This window comes from Kitasatospora sp. NPDC004669, from assembly GCF_040609455.1.
In the GTDB taxonomy this organism is placed as follows: Bacteria; Actinomycetota; Actinomycetes; order Streptomycetales; family Streptomycetaceae; genus Kitasatospora.
This window is the reverse complement of record NZ_JBEXKB010000108.1, coordinates 1-20,286: the sequence shown is the minus strand read 5'-3', so window position 1 is coordinate 20,286 and position 20,286 is coordinate 1. Positions and strand designations below refer to the sequence as shown.

General features: G+C 68.8%; 15 protein-coding genes and 1 pseudogene. 10 read left to right on the top strand and 6 right to left on the bottom strand.

Annotated elements, in window-relative coordinates:
* Positions 1–1,331 precede the first annotated feature (1,331 nt).
* The 4 genes from ABZW30_RS43140 to ABZW30_RS43125 all read left to right on the top strand — a co-directional run bounded on the left by ABZW30_RS43140 (position 1,332) and on the right by ABZW30_RS43125 (position 8,643).
* Positions 1,332–2,501, top strand: a complete 1,170-nt coding sequence (locus ABZW30_RS43140; RefSeq protein WP_355676795.1) for a hypothetical protein — start codon at positions 1,332–1,334, stop codon at positions 2,499–2,501.
* Positions 2,502–3,089: 588 nt separating this feature from the next.
* Positions 3,090–3,695, top strand: coding sequence for a hypothetical protein (locus ABZW30_RS43135; protein ID WP_355676794.1), 606 nt, complete (start codon positions 3,090–3,092; stop codon positions 3,693–3,695).
* Between the two features lie 131 nt (positions 3,696–3,826).
* Positions 3,827–4,207 carry a hypothetical protein gene (locus ABZW30_RS43130; protein ID WP_355676793.1) on the top strand — a complete coding sequence of 127 codons (381 nt, stop codon included), beginning with the start codon at positions 3,827–3,829 and terminating at the stop codon, positions 4,205–4,207.
* A 2-nt stretch (positions 4,208–4,209) separates the two neighbouring features.
* Positions 4,210–8,643 (top strand): DUF4132 domain-containing protein, encoded by a 4,434-nt coding sequence (locus ABZW30_RS43125; protein ID WP_355676792.1) that lies wholly within the window; start codon positions 4,210–4,212, stop codon positions 8,641–8,643.
* Positions 8,644–8,656: 13 nt separating this feature from the next.
* On the opposite strand, the gene ABZW30_RS43120 is transcribed toward ABZW30_RS43125, so the two are convergent.
* From ABZW30_RS43120 to ABZW30_RS43105, 4 genes and pseudogenes are all read right to left on the bottom strand, one after another.
* Positions 8,657–8,998, bottom strand: a complete 342-nt coding sequence (locus ABZW30_RS43120) for a hypothetical protein (protein ID WP_355676791.1) — start codon at positions 8,996–8,998, stop codon at positions 8,657–8,659.
* Between the two features lie 264 nt (positions 8,999–9,262).
* Positions 9,263–9,508: pseudogene (locus ABZW30_RS43115) on the bottom strand (IS256 family transposase); the annotation flags it as partial.
* Between the two features lie 255 nt (positions 9,509–9,763).
* A complete protein-coding gene (locus ABZW30_RS43110; RefSeq protein ID WP_355676790.1) occupies positions 9,764–11,017 on the bottom strand; it encodes a site-specific integrase in 1,254 nt (417 codons plus the stop codon).
* A 1-nt stretch (position 11,018) separates the two neighbouring features.
* Positions 11,019–11,330 (bottom strand): helix-turn-helix domain-containing protein, encoded by a 312-nt coding sequence (locus tag ABZW30_RS43105; protein WP_355676789.1) that lies wholly within the window; start codon positions 11,328–11,330, stop codon positions 11,019–11,021.
* Positions 11,331–12,056: 726 nt separating this feature from the next.
* On the opposite strand from ABZW30_RS43105, the gene ABZW30_RS43100 reads away from it, so the two are divergent.
* Positions 12,057–12,992, top strand: coding sequence for a hypothetical protein (locus ABZW30_RS43100; protein WP_355676788.1), 936 nt, complete (start codon positions 12,057–12,059; stop codon positions 12,990–12,992).
* A gap of 309 nt (positions 12,993–13,301) precedes the next feature.
* On the opposite strand, the gene ABZW30_RS43095 is transcribed toward ABZW30_RS43100, so the two are convergent.
* Positions 13,302–14,114 carry a helix-turn-helix transcriptional regulator gene (locus ABZW30_RS43095; protein ID WP_355676787.1) on the bottom strand — a complete coding sequence of 271 codons (813 nt, stop codon included), beginning with the start codon at positions 14,112–14,114 and terminating at the stop codon, positions 13,302–13,304.
* 398 nt (positions 14,115–14,512) lie between these two features.
* Between ABZW30_RS43095 and fabG the strand changes: the two genes are divergently transcribed.
* The 4 genes from fabG to ABZW30_RS43075 all read left to right on the top strand — a co-directional run bounded on the left by fabG (position 14,513) and on the right by ABZW30_RS43075 (position 18,055).
* Positions 14,513–15,217: a 3-oxoacyl-ACP reductase FabG gene (gene fabG / locus ABZW30_RS43090; RefSeq protein WP_355676786.1), complete on the top strand. Its 705-nt coding sequence runs from the start codon at positions 14,513–14,515 to the stop codon at positions 15,215–15,217.
* A 448-nt stretch (positions 15,218–15,665) separates the two neighbouring features.
* A complete protein-coding gene (locus tag ABZW30_RS43085) occupies positions 15,666–16,202 on the top strand; it encodes a hypothetical protein (protein ID WP_355676798.1) in 537 nt (178 codons plus the stop codon).
* A 48-nt stretch (positions 16,203–16,250) separates the two neighbouring features.
* Positions 16,251–17,465, top strand: a complete 1,215-nt coding sequence (locus tag ABZW30_RS43080; protein WP_355676797.1) for an MAB_1171c family putative transporter — start codon at positions 16,251–16,253, stop codon at positions 17,463–17,465.
* 5 nt (positions 17,466–17,470) lie between these two features.
* Positions 17,471–18,055, top strand: a complete 585-nt coding sequence (locus ABZW30_RS43075; RefSeq protein ID WP_355676796.1) for a hypothetical protein — start codon at positions 17,471–17,473, stop codon at positions 18,053–18,055.
* Positions 18,056–18,079: 24 nt separating this feature from the next.
* On the opposite strand, the gene ABZW30_RS43070 is transcribed toward ABZW30_RS43075, so the two are convergent.
* Positions 18,080–18,958 (bottom strand): helix-turn-helix transcriptional regulator, encoded by an 879-nt coding sequence (locus ABZW30_RS43070; RefSeq protein WP_355676785.1) that lies wholly within the window; start codon positions 18,956–18,958, stop codon positions 18,080–18,082.
* Between the two features lie 435 nt (positions 18,959–19,393).
* Between ABZW30_RS43070 and ABZW30_RS43065 the strand changes: the two genes are divergently transcribed.
* Entirely contained in the window at positions 19,394–20,101 is a 708-nt protein-coding gene (locus tag ABZW30_RS43065) for an IclR family transcriptional regulator C-terminal domain-containing protein (protein WP_355676784.1), read from the top strand.
* The last annotated feature ends 185 nt before the right edge of the window (positions 20,102–20,286 follow it).

Below are 20,286 nucleotides of genomic sequence, written 5' to 3'. Positions count from 1 at the left end.
CGAATACGAGCAGGATTACTGGGCGCAACTGGAGCGAGCCCCGCAAGCCGCTTGATCACACGATCGCGGACTCCACCAAAGTCGGGGCAGCTCACTCTTGGACTGGGTGGTGACTCTGGGGCAAGAGTGGCTGCCGTGTCGGGTGTGGCGGCAGAGCGTGCGGGGCGGTGCGCGAAGCACTCAGAACCAGACGGCGAAGACACGCTCAAGACGACACACCGCCCGGAAGATCATGATCCGCAGTTGGTGGGTAAGCGACCGTGATCCGTCCGCAGGCGTCGGAGCCGCGAGCCGGCCAGCGCCGTCGACACAGCGGCTGTTGGGATCGCACGGTGGTGCTTGCTGAAGAGTCGACAGTTCTCGGTCACCGGCAGTAGCTGCGGCGGGGTGGCCAGCCTGGGGACCATTTTGGGACCACACGGGATGAGCGCTCACGAACGCTGATGGGCGAAAACGGACGCTTGTGCGCAAAGTAAACACTGGGCCACCGTCAGCAGCCCGTGGTACCACTTCCGCCGAGATCCTCCAACTCACTTTCACCTCAGGACAGTTGAGCATCAAAGAAGCCGAGACCTTGAGGTCTCGGCTGCCGACAATAGTTGAACCCCTTGACTGGGGGTCAAGGGGTCGCAGGTTCAAATCCTGTCGTCCCGACAGTAGTCGGAAGCCCTCTGGGCTGGGCGAAAGCCCAGGTCAGAGGGCTTTTGCGTGACGCCCCGTCAGTGAAGCGGGCCACCTGCGAGCACCTCTAAACGATCTTGCTGGGGACCAGATGGGGACCAGCGGACTCTGTGAGCCTCCGGACCCGCACCCCCAGGGGACCGGCAGGTGCCAGCCGCCCTGTCTCTCCTTGCCGGTCACAATACCCGTCTCCGATGGTCTTTCCAGGTCCCGGCAGGAATTCGCGGGGAATTCTTGGCTCCGTCGCGGGGAGCCCTGGTCGAGGTCGCGGCAGGCGCCGGGCGCTGCGCCGCTCGTCTCCCTGCGGGGAAGGCCGAGTGATCTATGCGGGCGAGCCTGGTCACCTGGCGGCGCAGAGGTCAAATTGCCTTCCATGGATGCGGATATGCCTGCCAGCGAGGGGCGCGGATTCCAATTCCGCGGGGGTGGACAGTCCGGCCCTGGCGCCCCGACGGTTGTAGGGTTCTTCCACACCGCTGGCCCCTCCCCAAACGCGAAGTGTGTGCCAGAACGGCCGTAACATCTCGTCAAGCGCTGTCGGACGTGTTCATCAGTTCGGGTTGCTGGGTGAGTGAACACGGCAGTCGCGACGTAAGACCATCGTGGGGCGCGACCAGCCGCCCAGTCACACGAGGGAGCGGAGCGGCGAAGTGACCACGCAGCATGACGGAACCTCAACAAGCGGCGATCCGGGCAGTCTGGTGCTGTCGTACCAGCACAGCCATGCACTGCTGGACGGCGCCGCTCAAGACGTGCAGCACTGGAGCGTTAGCGTCACCGCCAGAAACGGCAAGCAGATCGGGCAGTTGGAGACCAGCCGCTGCCGGCCCTGGGACGTAGCCAACTTCGCCCATCGTCTGGCTGACGAGAGCCCGCTGCTGGGCGAGATCGCCGCAGCCCTCCTCACGCCGGACGGCCAACCGAACCAGCGGTTCGAAGACAGAGTCGAAAGGGCTGTGGGGGACTTCCTGGTTATCGAGGGCCTGGACCTGGCCGGGCCCTACGACGACCCACAGGTCGCAGCAGCCGTGCTGGCCAGCGTGACCGACCGGCTCGGCGGAGACTGCGGAGCGATCGTGATTCCTCGATGGACTGGCCCGCTCCTCGAAGAAGCCGGCGTACTCCTGGGGGCCCTCGAGTTCAGTGAGCGGCTGCGCCTGATCGACACCGCGCTCGCTGTCTACGAGAACGCCGCCCAGCGCATCCGCGAGCAGCTCGCACGGCACCGCCTCGAAGACCTTGATGACGATGAGGAGGAGTACGAGGACGACTGGGAGATGAGCGCGCGCACTGCCGCAGTGCTACGTCTGGCCCTGGAGGAGCTGTCGCAGCAGGCGTGGGAGGAGGTCACGGCCCTCGCCGATGAGCCACTGGCACCGAGCGCCGCTGGCCTGTTCGCCCGGCTGCCACCGCTTACCTTCCGCCAGTCGCGATCCTGGCGCAGGCAGATGGCCCGCGCCTTCGACGACCTCGCCGGTGATCTCGCCGCCGGCAGGACGCCGCTTCCGACGTGCACAGGCGAGGAGATGGCCCTTCACCTGGCCATCCGCCAGGCTCGCACGCTGCTGCGTGACCGCCCCAACCGGGTAGCGACTGCCATCGAGGAACTTCCTCGCAGCGAAGGCGATTTCGACTGGGATGCATGCCTGGAACTGCTCTTCGAGGACCATGACGTACTCATGCTCTTCGACCGCGGCCTCGACGGGTTCGAAGAAGGCGAACTCGCCGAGAAGCTGGGCACGGTCAACCTCAGTCCCGGCAAGTGGTTCGAGCCGTTCGGCGAGGGCCGCGACCCAGAACGCGGCTTCCGGCACGACTGAGCCGGCCTGCGAGCGCGGTCGAGCGTAGCGATTACGCTCAAGACCTGCGTGACCGATGCGGACTCTCGCTTCGCTGCGCTGGGCATTCTCTCGAAGCGTCCGCCAGTCGCTTCACTGTGTGTCGAGCTAAGAAGCCCTTGTCGTACCGATCTTGGTGAGCATGGGTTCGAATGCGGCGGCTCGGTCGGGCGATCTTCGGTCTGTCCGTGCATGAAGACAGGGCCTCTGGTGCAGCTCGGGGTTGTCGAGACCTTGAGCACACCAGGAGGCCCTACCGACGGCATCCCGGCACCTCCACCGCAGAGACGACACAACACCTCGTCTCTGCCGCCGAAACACCGACCCTATGCCTGACCAGCGCAAACGCACCCGTCACTCTCGGAAGGACAGCGGCTTCTAACTGGCCCGGACGGGAACCGTGTCAGAAGTCTGGTCTAGGTTTGGCCTGTGAACCACAGCAGCTCCAAGGCCGGGGCGCCCCGCGAACCTGACTTGCCGCCCTACCAGGTAGTCCTAGCGGAGACTGATTGGGGTTCGCTCCAGACGGCTTTCGGGAACGGTGAGTGCCTTCCCAAAGTCCTGGCACGGTTGCTGGAGCCTGATCCCAAGGTGCAGGTCACCGCTTTGTCGGAACTGAGGGAGCTGGTCGGCCACCAGAACAGCATCTACGAAGCCACCGCCCCCGTCGCCATGTATGTCGCCGGCATCCTCGCCCACCCGGCGGCCATGACCCTCCGGCCGTATCGCAACGTCCCCATCCGCGCGACATTGTTGAACTGGTTGGCTTCCACGGCCTACGACGCCTCCGACGAGATTGTCGACCGCACCGAGCAATACTTCCCTGGCTTCCTCACCCACGGCACCACGGTGGCAGCCTTCCGGGACCTGCGCCCGATGCTTTATCGAGCCGTCGCGCCCTTCCTGCAGGACAGTCACGAGGACGTGCGCGAAGCCGCCGGCATCGCCGCGCTCATCCTCGCCGAACACCCCGCGCTTGCCCAGCGCCGCGATCACCTCGCCGTGCACGCGCGCCGCATCCTAGACACCAGCAGCGACGACCCTAACCGGCGCGTTGCCTGGAAGGCCCTCGAAGCATGGGGCCACGACGTCACCGACATTGAACCTTTCCAGGAGGAGCCCTGGGACTGCGGTCCACACAGCGATGGCCGCGGCGATCTCGAACCTCCCTTCTGACTGATAGGCGAACGGCCCACCGGCCCAAGGATGTGCGGCCAGCCGAGTATTTCGGAACCCCTGATCGGCAGGGCGCCCGCGTGCTTCCTTGTCACTGACCACCCGTAGGGTCCGGCGGTATGGCAATAGTGATGTTCGTCGATGAGACGACTTCGGGGAACCGGAGCGATGGGTGGGGCCTGGAGATCGCCGAGGAGAGGCTCACCGTGCGTGAGCTGATCCGGCGCCGGGTGTTCCAGGAGGTCGCCGAGTACAACGCGCGCACACCGCAGGTGTTCCAGGGGCTGGTGCAGCCGACGGACGCCGAGCGCGTGCTGAACGGGTTCGCGCTGCGCACGCCCCGCCGGATCGACCCCGAGGCGCAGGCCGAGCTGGCGCTGCGGGCCTTTTCGGGCAACGGGTTCCTGGTCCTGGTGGGTGGCCGTCAGGTTACTGACCCGGATGAGGAGGTCGAGCTCGTGCTCGGAACCGAGGTCACCTTCTTGAAGCTCGTGCCGCTGGTGGGAGGCTGACGATGGTAGACGTCAACGGGATGAAGAAGCTGCTCCCGCAGCACGCCGCCGCAGGAGAGGCGCGGGAACTGACCGACGAACTCGACCGGCCGCGAGCCGGCGAACCCGGCTCCGACGACGAACCCGCGGACGCTCCCGGCATGGGGCCCGACGGGCAGGAGTCCGCGGACCCGGTCGGCGATGACATCGAACAGGCCCTCGCCCGAACCGCGGCCGTCAACGACACCGACGCCGACAACCAGACCCTGCAGCGCATCACCGACGGCCTCCAAGAGGATCAGCACGGCCATGCCGGGCCCGACGACGGGAAAGCCGGCGCCTCCGGACAGCTTCCGGTTGCCCCGGACAACCAGGACAACCAGGACAACCTCCCCGCCGGCAACGTCACAGAAGACGACCTGGTCCGGATGTGGGCGCAGGCCCACGACGCCGCTGACGCCGGCGACTGGCAGGAGGCGGTCAGGCTGTACGCCGCCCTCGCCCACGACCAGGCCTTGCTGCTGGGCCCTGACTCCCGCCTCACCCTCATGGCCCGCACCCATCACGCCTACAACATCGGGGAGGCGGGGGACGCGGCCGAGGCGGTCAGGCTGTACCCCGCGCTGATCGCCGACCTCACGCGGGTAATGGGCGCCGACGACCGCGACACCCTCTTCGCCCGCAACAACCACGCCCGCTACGTCAGGGAGGCGGGGGACGCAGCCGAAGCCGTCCGGCTGTACCCCGCGCTCATCGCCGACTGCACGCGGGTGCTGGGCCCCGACGACAGTGAGACCCTCCTCGCCCGCACCAACCACGCCCGCTACGTCGGGGAGGCGGGGGACGCAGCCGAAGCCGTCCGGCTGTACACCGAGCTCATCGCCGACCTCACGCGGGCACTGGGCCCCGACCACCATGAGACCCTCACCGCCCGCGCCAACCACGCCTACAACATCGGGAAGGCAGGGGACGCGGCCGAGGCCGTCCGGCTGTACACCGCGCTGATCGCCGACCGTACGCGGGTGCTGGGCGCCGACCACCGCGGGACCCTCATCGCCCGCAGCAACCAAGCCCGGTACCTCGGGGAGGCGGGGGACGCGGCCGAGGCCGTCCGGCTGTACCCCGCGCTGATCGCTGACCTCACGCGGGTGCTGGGCCCCGACGCCCGCGACACCCTCTTCGCCCGCGCTAACCACGCCCGCTACGTCACTGAGGCGGGGGATGCGGCGGAGGCGGTCCGGCTGTACCCCGCACTGATCGCCGACCTCACACGGGTAATGGGCCCCGACCACCGCGACACCCTCATCGCCCGCGCTATCCACGCCCGCAACGTCAGGAGGGCGGGGGACGCGGCCGGGGCCGTCCGGCTGTACCCCGCACTGATCGCCGACCTCACACGGGTGCTGGGCCCCGACGACCGTGAGACCCTCGTCGCCCGCGCAAACCACGCCTACTACGTCACTGAGGCGGGGGATGCGGCGGGGGCCGTCCGGCTGTACCCCGCACTGATCGCCGACCTCACACGGGTAATGGGCCCCGACCACCGCAACACCCTCGTCGCCCGCGCAAACCACGCCTACTACGTCGCTGAGGCGGGGGATGCGGCGGGGGCCGTCCGGCTGTACCCCGCACTGATCGCCGACCTCACACGGGTGCTGGGCCCCGACCACTGCGACACCCTCTTCACCCGCACTAACCACGCCGACAACGTCGGGAGGGCGGGGGACGCGGCCGAGGCCGTCCGGCTGTACCCCGCACTGATCGCCGACCTCACACGGGTAATGGGCCCCGACGACCGTGACACCCTCATCGCCCGCAACAACCACGCCTACAACGTCGGGAAAGCGGGGGACGCGGCCGAGGCCGTCCGGCTCTACCCCGCGCTGATCGCCGACCTCACACGGGTGCTGGGCGCCAGCGACCGTGAGACCCGCATCGCCCGCAACAACCACGCCCGCTACGTCAGGGAGGCGGGGGACGCGGCCGCACGAGCCCGCGGGGTCCAGCGGATGAAGGATTTGCTCCGACAGCACGCCGCCGCAGCGAGGGCGGATGAACTCGGCGCTCTGCTTTGGGAGCTGATGTCCCGAAGCGCACGTCACCTCAAGGAGTGGCACGAGATGCGGGCCGAGTTGTGCCGGCTGACACCGGAAGACCGCACCGCCCTCGCCGACGCCTGCGTGATCCTGTACCGCGCCGACGAGGCAGACAGGAGGACCCGTAACACCGCCTTGAACCTGGTCGGTTTGATTACGTGCGACCTGCCCGGCGACTGGCTCTTGGCGGAGCGCCAAAAGACGCTGGCCGAACTCAGCTGCCGGCACACCTTGGGGTGGCCCGAGCGTGACAGGCACCTCGCCCAGGCCGAACTCAGGGCCGGCCGCCCTCTGGCGCCCGAGTTTGTGGCCGTGTTCCGGCGCTGGGCCCTCTCGGAATCCCCCGCGACCGGTCGCAAGCTCACCGAGCCCGCCCTCAACGTCGGCGAGGAGTGGGCTGAACAAGCCCTGCGAGATACCCGGGACAACCCCGACTGGCAAGCCCTCCTCCTGCACGCGACGACCGCCACGTCCGCCAAGCCCACCCCCAGGTGGGAGCAGCGGGCCCGGATGCTGATCGACTCGCTCGGCGCGGACCGGGTGCGGGAGAGCGTGGTGCCCTGGCTCGCCCTCGTGGGTCGTCGCACCTTCGAACTGGAGCCTTGGGGGTGGGGGACGGGGCCGGGGCGCGACGTCAACATTGTTTACGACCCCTACAACGCCAATGCCCTGCGCGGACTGGTATGGGTGCTCGGCCTGCTGCCCGCCCACCCGGATGCCGTTCGCGCCCTGGGCGCGCTGGTCGAGACCTCGCTCAGGAAGGTCTATGGGCTCGGCCCGCGCAGCCCGAAGGTCGCCAACGCCGGTGTCAACGTGCTCTCCCGTATCGACGGTGAGCCCGCACTCGGCGAACTCGCCCGGCTGGCCACCCGGGTGACCTTCAAGGGCACGCTCAAGCTGATCGACACCACGCTGCAGACCCGGGCCGAGGCGCTGTGCCTGTCCCGCGAGGAGATCGAGGAACTCGCCGTCCCTGCCTACGGATTGACCGAGGTCGGCCGTGCCGAGCGGCAGCTCGGCGGGTTCACGGCGGTGCTGGAGGTCCAGTGCACCAAGGCCGTCCTGGGCTGGCGCAACGCCGCGGGCAAGGCGGTCAAGAGCGTGCCAGCCGCGGTCAGGCGCGACCACGCCGAGGAGCTCAAGGAGCTGAAGGCGGCGGTCAAGGACATCGACAAGATGCTCTCCGCACACAGTGAGCGCCTGGAGCGGCAGTTTCTCACCCGCCGCACCTGGGCCTACCCCGCCTGGCGCGAACGGTATCTCGACCACCCCCTCGTCGGCACCCTGGCGCGCCGCCTGCTGTGGACGGTCGACGGCACCACCGTCGGATTCGCCGACGGCGAGCTGCGCACCCTCACCGACGACCCACTGCGCGACGGGGCCGAGGTGCGGCTGTGGCATCCGGTGGACCACGAGCCCGCCGAGATCGTGGCCTGGCGCGACTGGCTGGAGCGGCACGCGATCACCCAGCCGTTCAAGCAGGCCCACCGCGAGGTCTACCTGCTGACCGACGCCGAACGCGCTACCGGCACCTACTCCAACCGGTTCGCCGCCCACGTCCTGCGCCAGCACCAGTTCCACTCACTGGCCACCACCAGGGGCTGGCGCAACAACCTGCGCCTGATCCAGCAATACGAGGCGCCGCCGGCCATCCGTGAGCTGCCGCAGTGGGGACTGCGCGCCGAGTACTGGATCCGCGGTGACGGCAACGAGGGCGAGGGCGACATCAACGACTCCGGCACCTACCTGCGCCTGACCACCGACCAGGTCCGCTTCTACCCGATCGACGCCCCGCAGAACGAGACGCTCGCCTACCGCCTTGACTACCACATGGTGCTGCCCAACGGCGCCGAGCCGGTGGAGCCCCTCCCGATCGCCGACATCCCGCCCCTGGTGCTCTCCGAAGTCCTACGCGACGTCGACCTGTTCGTCGGCGTGGCCAGTGTCGGGAACGACCCGACCTGGCAGGACGGCGGACCCGAGGGCCGCTACCGGGAGTACTGGACGTCCCACAACTTCGGGGAGCTCAACCAGAGCGCCGAGACGCGCCGCGTGCTGCTGGAACGGCTGATCCCCAGGCTGGCGATCGCCGACCGCTGCACCATCGAAGGCCGCTTCCTGCACGTCAGGGGCGAACGCCACACGTACAAGATCCACCTCGGCTCGACCAACATCCTGCGGACCCCGAACGACCAGTACCTGTGCATCGTCCCGAAGGCCGCCTCGACCGCCCAGGCCGCCCCGCAGGCCGGGTACCTCCCCTTCGAAGGCGACCGGATGCTGGCCGTGATCCTCAGCAAGGCCATGCTCCTGGCCGACGACACGAGCATCACGGACCCGACGATCCTCAGCCAGCTGTAACAGCCCGCCGCCGCTACCCGGCCATGTCGTCGTAGCTGCCGTCGTCGACGCTGTCGCCTTCCCAGATGACCTCGCGGCAGATCTGGCCTTCAGGGTCGACCGAGCCGTCCGGGAAGGCGAAGCTGACGGGCGCCGCCGGGTCGGCGGGCTGGATCGCGCTGGAGTCGGTGCAGGGGCAGTCGGTCGACCCGAGGGTGAGGCCTTCCGATGCGGTGATCTCGGCTGCTGCGAGCCGGGCGTCTTCGCGCACCTGCGGGTCGGGGTGGTGGAAGAACGGTTCGATCAGCGATCTGGCCCGCGGGTCGTAGGTGGCGCCGAGGATGTAGAGGGTGTGTTCGAGGAGCGCGCGCTCCATCGTCGGCATGGCGGTCGCCAACGGTTCGACGAGGTCCAGGGGCAGGCGGTGGTGGTTGAAGGCCTCGCTGATCGAGTTCAGGGCGGGCTCGCGCCTTGGTCACCGGTTCGCTGACGGCCACGTTGACCAGACGTCCGACGACCAGGATGGCGGAGTCCGCGTCGAGTGCGGCGCCGCGTAGGAGGTCCCCGAGGGTGTCGGCGGCGACATCCCGACGGTTCGGATCGAGGCCGGTCGGCGCTTCAAGCGCCGTGACCATGTCGTTCACGCCGCCACCTCGGACCGCTCGACCCGGACGCCATTCTCGAAGCGTGCGCCGGCGCGGACGAGAGGCACCAGGTGGGCGCCGGTGATCGCGCGCCATCGGGCCTGGGCGGACTCGACTAGCTTGAACACCATCGCGAGCGCGGCCGCCGGGCTGCCAGCGCCTCGTGTGACCTTGGTTCGGAGCTTGACCGTGGAGAAGGTCGACTCGATGGGGTTGGTGGTCCGCAGGTGGATCCAGTGCTCGTAAGGTCGGCCCGGGGCGCGGCGCTGGCCTTGCGACCAGCCCGTTTCCCCGGGCCGCCTCCCGAACCCGTCGTGCCGTTGCTCCGCGGCAGTGCCTGCGGACGGAACACGACGACCCCGACCCCGGGCCCCAGCCCGGCCATGTCGTTCCCAATGAGGTTGCCTGTTCTCCATGTCGGCCTGCGCCATCAGGAGATCCAAGAAGTGGGGCGGCGCGCTGCAGCGCTTGCCGAGCGCGCCGCCCCCACTCAGGTATTAACGGACGAGGCGCAGGTGGCGGACGGGTGCCGCCGGCTCGGGATCAGTGGGGGTTTCGGGGCTGGTGCGTCCGGCGGTGAGGTGGGCGCTCAGGGCCTCGCCGGCGAGTTCGATGGCACGCCGGTCGGGGTGGAGATAGCGCTGGGTTGTGGTGATCTGGCCGTGGCCAGCGATTTTCTGCAGCACGTGCAGAGGCGTGCCGGCGTCGGCGAACCAGGTCAAGCCGGTGTGACGCAGGTCGTGGCGGCGCAGGTACTCATAGCCGAGCCCGACGACGACCTCATCCCAGTGGGTCGCATCGCGCAGCACGGCTGTGGTGATACGCCCGCCGCGAGGGCCGGTGAACAGGCGGGCCATCGGGTTGTCGCCGACCACGGTGAGGCGCCACTTCACCAACTCCCGGATCTCTTCGATGATCGGAACGGTACGGCGCCGGTTTCCCTTGGTGCCCTTGTCGACCAGACCGCCGGGGCTGGGGGTGGTCTGGCGGCACAGGTCCCAGGTCCAGTCGAAGCGGTTGATGTCCTTCACCCGCACGCCGGAGACCTCGCCGATGCGGGCGGCGGTGCACGCGGCGAAGCGCACCACATCGCCCCAGATGCGGTAGTGGCCGTGCGAGCGCTCGACGAGGGCGTTGGCGAGCTCGTCGAGCGTGTCCCAGTCCTTGAGCGCCAGCGAGCGCGGGTCGTCGAGCTCATCCTCGGCCTGCTGGTACAGGGCCTGCCAGCCGCTCATCCGGCACGGGTTGCTGTCCACGATGCCGTCGCGCCAAGCCTGCTCCATGACCCGCACCAGGGGCGCGAGGGTGTTCTTCACTGAGGACTTGCCGACCGCGTCGGCGATCCAGGCGTGCAACGCCCGGTCGGTGATGCCGTGGGTCATCGACACCACCGCGATGTGGCCGATGGCGGGCACGACGCGCAGCTTCCAGCCGGCCTTGTACGGGTCGAGGGTCTTCGGCTCCAGGCCGCGCATGGCCAGATCCCAGTTCTCTTCCCCGTACTCGGCCAGGCTGACGTTGGACTTGCTCGGCACCACACCCCGCTCGGCGGCCTTGCGGATGCGAGCGATCCACTCCTCGGCCGCCTCCTCTGAGCCGACAGAGGAGGACAGCGACTTGCGGCCGCCGCTGCTGGGGTCCCACCAGCGGACCCGCGCACGGTAGCGGTAGTCCGGCCGCCGCTCCGGACGGTGTTCGATGTCCGACGTGACATCGATGGCCATGGGGATGATCACCGGGGTGTCCGCCAAGTTACAAAGCCTCCTGTGCCATGGGGTTGATTCGCTGTGACATGAGCCATGTCTGGGTGTCAGGAATGGAATAGAGGATGGATCGGTTGGCCAGCCGCACGAATGGTGGGCCCTGCGGCGGGGTGGCGGTGCGCCACCGGCGCAGTGTCGAGGGGTCCAAGCCCAGCAAGGCGGCGAGTTCTTCGGTGCTGTACCAGCCGCTGTGGAGCAGGTCGACTTCGCGTTCGCTCGGCCTGGCGTGGTTCGGGGCGGCGCCCGCTCCGATCGGCACACCGTCGGGGCTCTCGGCCGAGGGCTGGCGCTGCAGAGCCATGCCGGTACGGGGCTTGACGGTGGGAACCTGGACTGCGGAACTGGCGAGGTGGTCAAGCCGGGGACGTGGGGCCATGTGGAGGTATTGCTCCGGTGCTGGTCGGCGGGTCGCGCCGCAGCCCGCAAGGGGGCCGGCGGCCAGGGCGAAAGGACCTTAGACCGGGGGACGGCCGTTCAACGAAAAATCCGAAGGCGGCAGCGACGGGTCCGGCTGACCAGAGTCGGGACGGCTATCGGGGCGGGGCAGACGGCGGCAACGTGCCTCCCTGATCAGGGCGTTTGGGGGAAGGCGTCCATGTTGGCTTGGAATCCGGCTGTGTCGTAGCGATTTGTGTCTGCCGAAGGCGAACACGACTATCTATCAGCCGAGCGGCCTGAGCCTCGGCATCCGGTCCTGGATGAACGTGGCGGACTCTCGGTAGACCTGGCCAAAGACGCCGACCGTCCCGAGCGATGGTGGCGAAGTCGGCGCAGCGGGCAGCCACAGAGCGCCCTTCCAGCTTGATCAAGCGAGTTGGGCCTTGAGAAACGGAGGTAGACGAAATCATTGCTCCGCGGGCCCCATCAGCCGTTCTCGAGACGAACGGCATGTGATCAAGGTCTCTGACCGAACGGCCTTGATTCCCGCACGGCTTGGCACTAGTTTCTGCCGTCCGAAATCGATCATGAGTGACCCCGGCGGTGCTACCAACACCCCGGGGTCCGGCTTGAGGAGCGTCAACTCCCCTTGCGTGTTCATCGTACCGAACACCCCTGCCATTTCACCGTCCTGCCCAACACCGTCCTGCAGGACCGCCGCCTGAGCTACACCGCCCGCGGCCTGCTGGCCGACCTGCTCTCCCGTCCGGATGGCTGGCGTGAGGACGGCCGGCACATGGCCGATACCAGCCCCCAGGGCCGTGGCGCGATCCGCAAGGCCCTTAAGGAGCTGACGGAGGCCGGGTACTACCGCGTCGAGATCATCCGCATGCCCGACGGCACGGTGCGTTCCGAGGCGCACGTCTTCGACACCTCGCAGGTGGTGATACCGGGTGTCCCCCGTCCGGGCTCCGGTGAGGCGACGACCGGCGGGCGTGACGCCCTTCCAAAGGACCTTGGGAAAGAACCCCTCCCCCCTACCCCCTCGACGGAGCCGGTGCCGCCGCGCGGCACCGAGCCTGCCGACCATGGGTGGGAGGGCGGGAAGAAGCGCATGCTTCCAGCAGCCGACGAGACGGACCCGCAGGTCAAGGCGGCGGTCGCGCTGCTGTTCCGGGCGATCCGGCCTGAGCCGCGTCTCCACCTGGGTGCGGTCGAGGCGCTGGAGCTGGCGCCGCTGGTCGCGGAGTGGCTCGAGCGGGGGAGCACCCAGGCCGACCTGGCGAACGCCCTGGTGACGGGGCTGCCGGACCGGTTGGTCTCGGCTGCGGGCCTCCTGCGTGACCGCTTGACCCGCAAGATGCCGCCGCCGCCCGCCCCGGTGCAGCCCCGCAAGAGCCGCTTCGAGTGTGCGAAGTGCCATGACCCGGTGCCGCAGCCGGGCATCTGCCGCCCGTGTGCGGGCCTGGGAGCGCCGACGTTGCGGGTCGGTATGGGTGAGGCGGCAACCGCCCGCGGTGCCGCGCTGGTCAGGGCCGCGATGCGCTCGGCCGGCAGCCGGAATGAGGGAGCCGCGGCGGCGTGATGGCGCCGACGCGCTCGGCCCCGACCAGGCTCTACGGCTGGCCTTGTTGCGTGGGCGGGGCCGTTGGTGCCGTCTCCTGTGTGGCACAAGCGGCCCCGCCCGGCGGAGCGCTGGCCTGCCCGGACGGCACCGCTTGCGCGGCGGCCATCTCGGGTAGGTCAGCACGGTCGGGAAGCCGCTCCGAGCGCGCGTCCGGCGTCGGGGCGGCCTTCCCTACTCAGTTTTGGAAGGAGCGGCCGAGGGCACGGCTACTTGCGTCGGGCCGCAGGCGGTCGGCCGCCCGAGCGAGGGGGCGCCGGCCGAGGATGCTCAGACGCCGTGGAACGCCACGATGAACCGCAGCTGCTTGTCGCGCATCGGGGTGAGAGCCATGATCCGGACGGGAACGGGGTCGGGACCGCCGTGGGGGATGCGCATGTGGCGAATGTCGCCATCGGGGTGCTCGTAGAAATCGTGCCGTTCCCACAGCTCGGGCACCTCGGGGCAATCCTGCTTGATGTCCTGGACGAGCTGCTTGAGTTGCTCGTTGTCCGGGTACTGAGCCGCGGCGGTGCGGATCTGGGCCAGGAAGGGCACAGCCCAGGATTCCTTCCAGTTGACCAGCTGCTCGCGTGCTCCCGGATAAAGGAAGGCCCACCTCATGATGTTGGGCTGATAAACCCAGGGATACATTTCCCGGGAGGGGTTGTTGTGCGCCACGACGTTCCAGGCGACGTCGGAGATATAAGCGGGGTGTGGCAGCATTTTGTCGAGAAGCCGCTGCATATCCGCGTCCATGGCTGCCATGGCATCGGGCTCCGGGGCCCTCGGGGCGGGTGCCCGCCCCGTGGCGTGGTGGTACAGGGCCAGCCGCTCGGCATCGGTGAGCCGGAAGGTGAAGGCGATGCGATCGAGGAACCCGTCGGAATACTGGGCGGTCTCGCCATTTTCCAGCTTCGAGTACCACTTGACGCTCACGCCGGTGAGGCGCGCGACCTCGCTCTTGCTCAGCTCTCGTGTGCGGCGGGTTGAGCTGGTCACGAGGCCCGGGATGGCGTTCGGGTCGGTCCGCTGCCGCCAGTGCTGGACCATGCCGGCGAGCGTCTGCTCGCGCGCGGCAAGGCGCTCGTAGTCGGTGCTCATGGCCTGGGATTCTACGCAACGCCGATATGGTGATCATTGCCGGTCGAGATGTGGCGAAAGCCACAGGGGCGTCAGATCGGTAAGATCATTTGTTAGCAGCCGATCAAGGTTCCCGGAATGACGATCACTCAGTTGATCATGGACCTTCGGCGATGCGAGTGACGGGCTGTCAAATATTCACGAGGGGGGCCGCCGTGGCGGTTTCCCCAAATGTTGCACTATATGTCGGTAAAGTTACTCTAAGTTGTCAACGCGCGTAGCTGGGAACTGGGAGTTCCGGAACTGTCACTTCCAGAACTCCCAGTTCCGGAAGTGATAGTTCCCACTGGGGACTGGCATGGTGAGGGGGCCGGGCAGCGGACGGGCTGTGCGGCGGCCTACAGCAAGGAGCCACCCCCATGTCCCGCTCAGCCCTGATCATCGGTGGGAGCCGCGGTATCGGCCTGGCCGTTGCCCAGCAGCTCGCCGCGGAGGGGCACCGTGTCGCGGTCACCTCCCGCAGCGGAGACCCGGTCGAGGGCTTTGCGACGGTGCCGTGCGACGTGACCTCGCCGGAGTCGGTGGACCGAGCCTTCGCGGCGGTCGAGGCTCAGCAGGGGCCGGTGGAGATCCTGGTCGTCAATGCTGGGATCACCAGGGACGTCCTGCTGCTGCGGATGGCTGAAGAGGACTTCGACGCGACCATCGCAACGAACCTCGCCGGTGCGTACCGGGCGGCGAAGCGGGCCGCGCGCGGCATGCTTCGCGCCCGCTACGGACGGTTGGTCTTCATCTCGAGCGCCGTGGCGATGACCGGTGAGGCCGGGCAGGCGAACTACGCGGCGTCGAAGGCCGGCCTGATCGGATTCTCCCGCTCGCTGGCGCGCGAACTCGGCCCGCGGGGCATCACCAGCAATGTGATCTCCCCGGGGCTGACCGAGACGGACATGACCGCAGCCCTCTCCCCGGAGCAGCGCGAAGCTCTCCTCCAGCGCGTGCCGCTGGGCCGCATGGCCCGGCCGGAAGAGATCGCGGCTGCGGTTGCCTTCGTCACGAGTGAGGCGGCCGGGTACCTGACGGGCGCAGTGATCCCCGTCGATGGCGGCGCTGGCATGGGGCACTGACCTCCAGCACGCCGACCGGGCTCGACCCAGCAGCCCACGGTCCAGGGACCTGCCGCCTATACGTGCCGCAGCGGTGAGTACCGCTGCGGGAGCGCCGCGTACCCGGCTCTACCGCGACCCCCGCGCCCCGCCCGTTAGTGGCGGGCCGGCGCCGGGCGTGCCCTGAGCACGCCCAGAACCCATCGAGACCCCTGCCCCCCAACCCCCACGAGGACATGGTGTCTACCCACGAGACCCCGGTGCTGAAGGTGCCGGACAGCACAGCGTCGCGCCTGCCCGCCCCTGGTACCAGCGACAGCGACCACTCCGACGCGCGCCGAGCGCGGACCCAATCCCCCGGCCGCACACGTACGGCCGGAGCTTTCGGAGAGATCACCGGCCGCAGCCGACCGCGCTCGAAGGAGCGTGGCCGCCTGATGGAAGTGCTCGGAGGCGGACGGTGCTGACGATGCGCCGCCTTCGCAAACAGTGCGAGCGGAAGCTGGCCGATCTGCCGCTCCCGGAGCCCTTCACGGTCGAGGCTCTGGTGGCTGCCATGGAGGCGGCGAGCGGTCGCACCATCCAGCTGGTCCCGCTCGACGACCGCGGAGGAGACCTGCGTACGGCTTGTGGCCTGCGCGTGCGGACGGACTCGTTGTCCCTGATCTTCTATCGGCCGAGGCCGACGCAGCACCAGACCGATCACGTGAAGTTGCACGAGCTGGTGCACGAGTGGTTCGACCACGGCACCAGCCTCGGTGCGGACGAGCTGGGGGTGCTCCTGCCCGAGCATCTGCGCCAGGGCCTTCTCGAGCGGATGAGCAACGGCGCCGTCGTCCAGGCCCGCGCACGCTACGACAGCCATGAAGAGCAGGAGGCGGAGTTGAGCGCCTCGTTGATCAAGCGCATCGTCCAGCGCCAGATGCCCGCCGGGGGCGACATGGTCAGCCTGCTGGAGTCCACCCTGTCCCACCCGGTCGCCGCCCCTCGGCGCGGCCAGAGATAAGAAGGAAGTACTGTGCTCGCTCTTGCTGCGTACACCGCCGCAACCACGATGACTGCGGTAGCGGTCTGGCGGCTGCCGGCGGTTCTCTATGGGGACGCGCACAGGCGCTCGCTCTGGGGCTGTTACATGGGCTTCGCGTTGGCCCTGTGGCTCAAGAGCCCAGCTGTGATCAGCCTGATGAACCATCAGCCGATCACCGATCTGTCTGTCCTGCTCAAGCACTACGTCTCGACGTTGGCGATCCTGGCGATCCTCACCTACGTGGTCGCCTCCTACGGCAAGACCGACGAGACGGTGATCCCGCGCCACGTCCGCGTCGCGCGCTGGATCGAGCGCGTCGCCTGGAAGGCCGCGGTCGCGATGCTCGGGCTGATGACCGTCCTCTTCTTCACCGTGGTGAACCGGCCGCACCCCAGTGTGGACTTCGTCCCGGACCATGCCGGGCAGTGGGGCGCGATCCTTTACGAAAGCATCTTCTACGTCTACTTGGGCGCGTCCAGTGGGGTCACCTGCTACCAGTGGTCCAGTGCGAGGCGCCGTGCCGACACCCGCCTCCTGCGCGCCGGCCTGGGGCTGATGGCCATCGCCATGGCGATCGGCGTGGCCTACGTCGCGATCCGCACGACCTTCATGTGGGTCACCCTGGTCACGCCGCTTGACCCCGGGTTCAACCACATGCTGGGCGTCTACACCGAGTACATGCAGATCCTGCTCTTCCTGATCTTCGCCGCCGGGGTGAGCATCCCGACCACGAACGCCGCCGCGACGCGGTGGCGGTCCTGGCGCGCCCTGTGGAACCTCTACCCGCTGTGGCACGACCTGGTCGCCGCCTTCCCCGACGTGCCGTTCCAGCGGCCGGCGAGCCGCTGGCGCGAGGTCCTGCGGACCGACCCGCCGATGGACGTGCGGCTGGACCGGTGGACCCAGGACATCGCGGACGTGGTTGAGCAGCTGCGCCACCACGTTTCACCCGTGCTGCTCCCCGTGATCGAGGAGGCCGTGGAGGGGAGCGCCGACCCGCAGGCGGCAAGCGAGGCCTTGTGGATCAAGGCCGCGCTGGCCAACGCCCAGACTCGGCGCCGCTACGATGTGCCGGCCCCCGCGCTGCCCAGCAAGCCGATCGCGGACACGAACGCGGAGGTGATCTGGCTGCTCCGGGTCGAGAAGGCGTACGCCGCCGCGACCGACCTCCAGCTCCGGGAAGTGCTCGCGAGCGCCGAGGCGGAGGAACTCGCCATGGAGATGGAGGAGATGGCGCTGTGAGCACCATGACCGTTGCCCGCACCGGGCCCAAGGTTGTCGCCCGCGCCGTGACCGATGTCCTGCAGCCGCGCAACGTGCTGTTGGCCGGACTGACCGGCGTGGGTATAGCTGCCGCCGGCAGCTGGACCGGGATCGGCTGGGGACTGCTTGCGGCGGTGTGCGCCGGCATCGTCCCGTGGGCCTACATCGAGTGGGAGCGCAAGAAGGGCACTTGGGGCGACCGGCACGTGGTCGATCGCACCCAGCGCCTGCCGATCTTCCTCGTCATCCTCGGCTCGATCGGCGTCGGCTCCCTCGTGATGGTCCTCGGCCACGCTCCGCGCGACGTCCTGGTCGCCATGATCGCTCTGTGGGTGATGACGGTGGGCCTGCTCACCGTCAACGAGGCATGGAAGATCAGCGTGGACAGCGCGGTCGCCAGCTCGGTGGTCACGCTGCTCGCGGTGGTCCACTCGCCCTGGTGGCTCGCCGCGTACCCGCTGGCCGTCGCCGTGTGCTGGTCGAGGGTGGCCCTGCGGTACCACACCGTTGCGCAGACCGTGGCGGGTGCCGCGCTCGGCGCCGCGACCGCCACCGCCTGGCTCTTCTGACACAGAACGAAGCGGACCCCTGCCTCAGCTGCGGGGGTCCGCTTTCTGCTGTACCTCCGCCACGAGCGCGCTGATCTTGGCGAGCATCGCCGGGTCGAGTCCACCCTGGCCACCACGGGCCGCCAGGGCGAAGTCCTTGCTGGTGCCGCGCAAGGCCAGCAGGCTGATGGCGTCCACGACCTGGCGCTCCAGCTCCTCGTCGCTCTGGAAGTAAAGCGGGGTGACCCCGAAGAACGAGGCCAGGCCCTCCAAGACGACGCCGGCCGCGAGCCCGGCGAGCACCTCGGCTGGCGGCGGTGTACCCGTGCGCAGGGCCTCCACGGCGTCGGGGGTGATGACCTCGACGCCGGCGTGGGCATTGACGGCCGCCGCGATCTGGGCATCCGTCGGCAGACCACCCGGGAAGGTCGTCTCCAGCAGGTACTGGAGCTTCTCCGCGAGCGTCCGAGGAACCGGCGGTGCGCTGACCGCAGGCGCGGGACTGACGCCGAAACTGCGGTCCTGCGCCGCCAGGAGCTGCTCCTCCGTCACCCCGTACGCCTCGGCGAGGCGCGTGACGTAGGCCGGGTTGAGCCGCCGCACCCCGCGCTCGGCGTTGCTGACGGGAATGTAGCTCTTGGTGCCGATCAGCACCGCAGTCCGCCGCTGCGCAAAACCGGCGTCACACCGCAGGTCGGCCAGGTCCGGAAAGCCGTCGCGCGGAAAGAGGTCGTCCAGCGGCTCGCGGAGCGCCCGCGCGATGGCGGGCAGCCTCTCGGGCTCAGGGAAGGACCCGCTCTCCCACTTCGCGACGGTGGACTGGTCGACATCTACGCCCTCGGCCCGTCCCAGTGCCTCCTGGGAGAGGTCACGGGCTCTGCGGGTACGACGGAGAACCTGACCGTCGAACTTGCGAGCGGGCATCCGGGGTAACTCCTGCGGCGCGTTGTGGGCATGAACTCTGGGGTACAGCCTAGCGGACGCTCGATGTCACTGGGCCTGTTGTATGATGATCGATATCGAGACGCCGGGCGCCCCCTCGTGGGCGTCGCGTTCTCTTCCCGACACCCTCCGCTGGGCCCTCCAGCCCGGCCTTGTCTCGCCGGATCTGCCGTTCAGTTGTAGCGACAGGTCCGGTGTCGCCCCTTGGAGGCGCAGGTGAGTGTGGCACCGCTGGCTGCCGACAGACCGCTCCGACATGAATCTCGATACCGGAGTATCGCACACGATCCGATATCGCCAGGCATATCCCCTGCACAGGCCGCCGCAGCGGCCAGTGCGGCCAGCACGACCTCAAGTCACGCCCGGGTCTTCGCCCTCCAGAACGCCTTCACGCAGCTCCACGGTGGTGACCAGAGCGTGCTCGACCTCGCGACCGCGACCGGCATGCCGGACTCAACCGTCCACCGCATCCTCAAGTCCGGCATGCCCGGCGGGGCCTTCGACCAGATCTGCCGCGGGAAGTACCGCCCTGGCCCCACCATCATCAAGATCGCCATGCACGCCATGGCCCATGTGCCCAGTGCGGCCACGACGCAGCGACTGCTGACAGACCTCCATGACGCGACCGGCGGCGCCGCGCTGCTCTTCGTCCTCGCCCCGTTCGGGGGCCTCCGGCGGCTCTGCACCGACTACGCCTGGGGCGATCTCAACCCGGGCGAGCTCGGCGTCTTCGCCCATCCCTTGGTCACGCACTCGCGGTCACTGCGCACCGGCGCTTCCGGGCGAGTGATCCTCGCCCATCTCCCCGCGCCGCTGCAGGAGCTGGTGTTCGCGGAGGAGCTGCCTGCCGACGCCGCACCTGGTGTCATCCGCGACAACGACACACTCGCGGCGACCCTCGCCGAGATCCGGCAGAGCGGGTACGCCATAGCCCGGGAGGAAGTCGTGCCCGGCTGGGACGCCGTCGCGGCACCCGTCATGTGGGGCGACATGGCCATGGGCTCGGTCCTGCTGGCGAAGCCGAAGGCCGACATGCCGGCCGATATGAGCGAGCTGATCGAGCACACCTGCGATACCGCCCGGAAGCTGAGCAAACTCACCGCCGCGCCGACCCCATACATCTGACCCGCTGGTCAAGCCGTCCACCCCGCCGACACTTGCTCGCGCGTGTTGGTCGACGGCGCAGATTCACGCGCCCGCCGTGTTGTGGGGAGTGCCGGGGGGGGAACCCCCCAAAAAGGCGGTTTACTATGGGCGCGTTGACGGGTTGGGCAAGCCCGGGGCGGGCAGGGGGGGGGCGGCCCGGGGGC

What these genes read in the sequence shown, in the direction of transcription:
- ABZW30_RS43105 (WP_355676789.1), bottom strand. Translation starts at nt 11,330, where the DNA reads ATGGCTCTGCAGCGCCAGCCCTCGGCCGAGAGCCCCGACGGTGTGCCG.
- ABZW30_RS43085 (WP_355676798.1), top strand. Translation starts at nt 15,666, where the DNA reads ATGCGCCGCCTTCGCAAACAGTGCGAGCGGAAGCTGGCCGATCTGCCG.
- ABZW30_RS43095 (WP_355676787.1), bottom strand. Translation starts at nt 14,114, where the DNA reads ATGAGCACCGACTACGAGCGCCTTGCCGCGCGCGAGCAGACGCTCGCC.
- ABZW30_RS43075 (WP_355676796.1), top strand. Translation starts at nt 17,471, where the DNA reads ATGACCGTTGCCCGCACCGGGCCCAAGGTTGTCGCCCGCGCCGTGACC.
- ABZW30_RS43120 (WP_355676791.1), bottom strand. Translation starts at nt 8,998, where the DNA reads ATGGAGCGCGCGCTCCTCGAACACACCCTCTACATCCTCGGCGCCACC.
- ABZW30_RS43130 (WP_355676793.1), top strand. Translation starts at nt 3,827, where the DNA reads ATGTTCGTCGATGAGACGACTTCGGGGAACCGGAGCGATGGGTGGGGC.
- ABZW30_RS43080 (WP_355676797.1), top strand. Translation starts at nt 16,251, where the DNA reads ATGACTGCGGTAGCGGTCTGGCGGCTGCCGGCGGTTCTCTATGGGGAC.
- fabG (WP_355676786.1), top strand. Translation starts at nt 14,513, where the DNA reads ATGTCCCGCTCAGCCCTGATCATCGGTGGGAGCCGCGGTATCGGCCTG.
- ABZW30_RS43070 (WP_355676785.1), bottom strand. Translation starts at nt 18,958, where the DNA reads ATGCCCGCTCGCAAGTTCGACGGTCAGGTTCTCCGTCGTACCCGCAGA.
- ABZW30_RS43125 (WP_355676792.1), top strand. Translation starts at nt 4,210, where the DNA reads ATGGTAGACGTCAACGGGATGAAGAAGCTGCTCCCGCAGCACGCCGCC.